The sequence below is a fragment of the Paenibacillus sp. JT22N7 genome, from assembly GCF_059383875.1.
Genome location: NZ_JBXENY010000024.1, coordinates 1 through 5,160, shown reverse-complemented (window position 1 = coordinate 5,160; position 5,160 = coordinate 1). Strand labels below are relative to the sequence as shown.

Below are 5,160 nucleotides of genomic sequence, written 5' to 3'. Positions count from 1 at the left end.
GCTGCGGATTCAGTACAAGGATTATGCGGTTTGGCAGCAGTCTGAAGCCTATAAAGAGCAAATGAAGCAGCATGAAGCTTACTGGCTGAAGGCATTGGATGGAGAATTGCCAGTGCTGGAGCTGCCGACGGACGCAGCACGTCCTGCGATAAGACAGTCCGATGGAGCCGCGTTTGACTTTGAGCTCGATTCGCATCAGAGGGATGCGCTGCACGAGCTTGCTGCTCAGCATGGATCTACGCTGTATATGGTGCTGTTAGCGGCGTATACGATTTTGCTGCATAAATACTCCGGGCAAGAAGACATTATCGTCGGTACGCCGATTGCAAGCAGAACGCATCCGGACGTAGAGCCGCTAATTGGAATGTTCGTCAATACCCTTGCGATCCGCACATATCCGCACGGCAGCATGCCGTTTTTAAGCTATTTGCAGGAAATGAAGGAAACGGCGCTCGGAGCGTACGAGCATCAGGACTACTTGTTTGAACAATTGGTAGAAAACGTGCAGGTTAATCGTGATTTAAGCCGCAATCCAGTGTTTGATGCCATGTTTGTCCTGCAAAATACAGAAAACACAGGCATTCGTATAGAAGGGCTTGAATTAAAGCCATATCAGAGCGAATACGCGATAGCTAAATTCGACCTAGTTCTGGATGTTCGGGAAGAAAGCGACGGACTATCATGCAGCCTACAGTACGCAACAGCTTTATTCAATAGGGAAACGGCGCAGCGGATGGCGAAGCATTTTGCTCATTTGGTAGACAGCATTATTGAAGCACCTGAGGCAGAGATTTCTGATCTGAGCATGCTGAGCAGCATAGAGCTTTCACAGATTTTGCACGCTTTCAACGATACAACAGCGGAGTATCAGCGGGAGAAGACGATTCAGCAGCTGTTTGAGGAGCAGGCGCAGCAAAATCCGAACGCTGTAGCCGTTCGGTTTGAGCAGGAGCAGCTGACGTATCGGGCGTTGAACGAACGAGCCAATCGCTTGGCCCGAACACTGAGGGCTGCAGGTGTGAAGCCTGATCAATTGGTGGGCATTATGGCCGAGCGCTCGCTGGATATGGTCGTTGGCTTGATGGCGATTTTAAAAGCAGGGGGCGCATATGTGCCGATTGATCCGGACTATCCGCAGGAACGAATCAGCTACATGCTGGAAGACTCTGGGACGCAGGTGCTGTTGGTTCAGGAGCAGAGGCAGCAGCAAGCTGTGTTTGAAGGCACGGTCATTTTGCTGGATCACGAGCAGTCTTATCATGAAGATAGGGCCAATCTGGAATCCGTCAATGCGCCGAGCGATGCGGCCTACGTCATCTACACATCGGGGACGACAGGCAAGCCGAAAGGAACCTTGATCGAGCATAAAAATGTTGTGCGGCTGCTGTTCAACAGCAAAAACTTGTTTGATTTCGGCCCGTCGGATACGTGGACGCTGTTCCACTCGTTCTGCTTTGACTTCTCGGTATGGGAGATGTACGGGGCTTTGCTGTACGGCGGGAAATTGGTCATCGTGCCATCGCTGGCGGCAAAAAATCCGGCGCAGTTTCTGCGATTGCTGGCTGAGCAGCAAGTGACGATTTTGAACCAGACACCAACCTACTTCTACCAATTGCTGCGTGAAGCGCTGGCAGAGGAAGCGCCGATGCTGAGCGTGCGCAAGGTCATTTTTGGCGGTGAGGCATTAAGCCCGCAACTGTTAAAAAACTGGAGGGCGAAATATCCGGCGACGCAGCTGATCAATATGTACGGCATTACGGAAACGACGGTACATGTCACGTACAAAGAGATTACCGAGGTAGAGATTGAGCAGGCGAAAAGCAATATCGGCCGTCCGATTCCTACGCTAAAAGTATACGTGCTGGATGCAAAGCGCAATTGCGTGCCTGTCGGTGTGACTGGGGAAATGTATGTAGCTGGCGAAGGGCTGGCGCGTCTGTACTTGAACCGTCCTGATTTGACAAATGAGAAGTTTGTGGACAATCCTTTTGATGCTGGCGCAAAAATGTACCGTTCCGGGGATTTGGCAAGATGGCTGCCAGATGGCAGCATCGAGTATTTGGGCCGAATCGATCATCAAGTGAAAATTCGCGGGTACCGTATTGAGCTTGGCGAAATCGAAACGCAGCTGACCAGGGTGGAAGCGGTGCAGGAGGCAATCGTTCTCGCTTGCGAGGATGGAGGCGGAGAGAAGCATCTTTGCGCGTATTTTGTAGCGGATCAGCCGTTTGCGGTAAACGAGATAAGAAGCCTGCTATCGCAAGAGCTGCCGGGGTACATGATTCCGTCGTACTTTGTGCAGATGGATCGGATGCCGCTGACATCGAACGGAAAAATCGACCGCAAAGCGCTGCCAGCGCCTGAAGGCAGATTGCAAACAGGAGAGGAGCATGTCGCGCCGCGCACGTCGCAGGAAGCGCAGCTTGCGGAAATTTGGCGGGAAGTGCTCAGGCTGGAGCGGGTTGGTGTAAAGGACAATTTCTTCGAGCTTGGCGGCCACTCTTTAAGGGCAGCAACGCTGGTAAGCATGGTGCGTAAAGCGATGAATGTGGACCTCCCGCTGCGGGATGTGTTCCACTTCGCTACCATTGAACAGATGGCGTATGCGATTGGCAAGCTGGAACAAGCTTCTTACAGCTTCATTCCTTCAATTATTGAAGAAAACGAATTTTATCCGCTGTCCTCAGCGCAAAAACGCCTGTACGTGCTACAGCAGCTGGAGGGAGCGGAGCTTAGTTACAATATGCCAGTCGCTCTGCGTCTGGCGGGATCGCTGGATCGTCAGCGGCTGGAAAGGGCGCTGCAAGCGCTGGTGGCCCGCCACGAATCGCTGCGGACAGAGTTTGCAGTAGTTGACGGGGAGCCGATGCAGCGTATTGTGGCGTCTGCCGTGTTCTCGGTAACTTACGAGGAGGCGACGGAGGAGGAAGCACAGGAGCGCGTTCGCACCTTCCTTCGTCCGTTCGACCTCAGCGAAGCGCCGCTGCTGCGGACGACGGTGGTGCGCGTAGGCGAAGCGAATCATTTGCTGTTGTTCGATATGCATCATATTATTTCCGACGGCACGTCGATGAGTATATTTGTGCAGGAGTTTACGAAGCTGTATGGAGGAGAAGAACTGGAGCCACTGCGTTTGCAGTATAAAGATTATGCAGTCTGGCAGCAAAGCTGCCGGGAAAGCGCGTCTTATCGGGAGATGGAGCGCTACTGGCTGAAGCAGTTCGCCGGGGAGCTGCCGGTGCTGAGCCTGCCGCTCGATTATCCGCTTCCGGCGGTGCGCAGCTTCGAGGGAGCACGCGTAGAATTCGAGCTGGACAGCGAGCTGTCAGGAGCGCTGCGGGAGCTGGCCCGTACGAGCGGGGCGACGGTGTATATGGTGCTGCTGGCAGCGTACAGCGCGTTGCTTGGCCGGTTAAGCAGTCAGGAGGAGCTGATCGTCGGCACGCCGATTGCGGGACGTTCGCATGCTGACTTGCAGGGCATGCTAGGGATGTTCGTGAACACACTGGCGCTGCGGCTGAGCCCGTCGGGTGAAAAACCATTCTCCGCCTACTTGCAGGAAGTGAAGCAGACGGCGCTAAGCGCCTTCGAACACGGGGACTATCCGTTCGAGGAACTGGTGGAGCAGGTAGTCAGGCAGCGGGATTTGAGCCGCAATCCGCTTTTTGATGCGATGCTGGTGTTGCAAAACACGGAGCAGTCGGAGTTGGAGCTGGCGGATCTGCAATGGACGCCGTACCCAGTAGAAAGTGGAGCGGCGAAATTCGATCTGACGCTGTCGGTAAGTGAAGAGGAGCAGGGCATGCGTTGCACGCTGGAATACGCGGTGAAGCTGTTCGAGCGGGCCACGATTGAGCGCTGGGTGGGTCATTTTACGGAGCTGCTGCGTCAAGTGACCCGCGATTCGCATACAACGCTGGGAAGCATGGACTTGCTGACGGCAGGGCAGCGGGAGCAGTTGCTGGTGGACTTTAACGATACAGGGGCAGAAGTGCTGCTAGAGCAGCGGGCGACGCTGCATGAGCTGTTTGAGGAGCAAGCGGCGAAGACGCCGGAACGTGTCGCCGTCGTTTGCGGGGAGGAGGCCTTGACCTACCAAGAGCTGAACGAACGCAGCAGCAGTGTGGCGTTTAATTTGCAGAAGCGCGGCGTGGCGCCAGCAGATGTTGTTGCCATCATGCCTACGCGTTCCGTGGAACTGATCGTTGGCATCCTAGGCATTTTGAAAACGGGCGCTGCTTATGTGCCGATTGATCCCGACTATCCGACAGAACGGATTCATTTCATGCTGGAGGACAGCAGGGCTCGTTTTTGCCTGACGCATCAAGCACATGTTCATCAAGTTAAACAATCAGCAGTGGAGGTTCTTCTACTAGACGGGTTAGAAAAACTAGAGGAGCATTCCGAACAGCCTTTACCTGCAATCCTTCCGACAGATGTAGCTTACATCATTTATACGTCCGGTTCGACCGGCAGGCCGAAAGGCGTTATGATCGAACACCGCTCTGTCGTTCATTTGTGCAGATGGCATCAGGCCTATTTTGATATGAGTGCAACAGATCGGACAACCCAATATGCAGGTATTGGTTTTGATGCAGCGGCGTGGGAAATATTCCCTTCCCTTACGATAGGAGCCGCCGTGCATATCGTACCGGAAGATTTGCGTCTGGACCCTGCCGCCTTAAATGCCTATTTTGAGGAAAAAAACATAACGGTCAGCTTCTTGCCGACACAGGTGTGCGAACAGTTTATAACGCTGGAAAATCGTTCTCTGCGCGTTTTGTTGACGGGCGGGGATCGTTTGAAGAAAATCAGTCATACTCGGTATGCTTTATACAACAACTATGGACCTACAGAAGGTACAGTGCTTGCTACATCGGCCCGAGTGGATGCATCCCTTGCTGTCATACCGATCGGGAAGCCTATTTCTAACACCCGAGTGTATGTACTTACCCAGGAGAACGGCTTGCAGCCTGTTGGTGCTGTTGGTGAACTGTGCATAAGCGGAGTCGGTCTAGCCCGAGGGTATTGGGATAGAGCGGATCTGAATTTGGAAAAATTTGTGACGAACCCGTTTGAGCCAGGGGAGCGAATGTACCGTACGGGGGACTTGGTTCGCTGGCAGGCGGATGGTTCCTTGACGTATGTGGGACGAAGGGA

The 5,160-nt window shown here is 53.6% G+C and carries 1 protein-coding gene; it reads left to right on the top strand.

The annotated features are described in order from the left end of the window. Window positions 1-5,160, top strand: a 5,160-nt coding sequence (locus AC50Y5_RS32660) for an amino acid adenylation domain-containing protein (RefSeq protein WP_494865787.1), incomplete at both ends; no start/stop codon positions are given.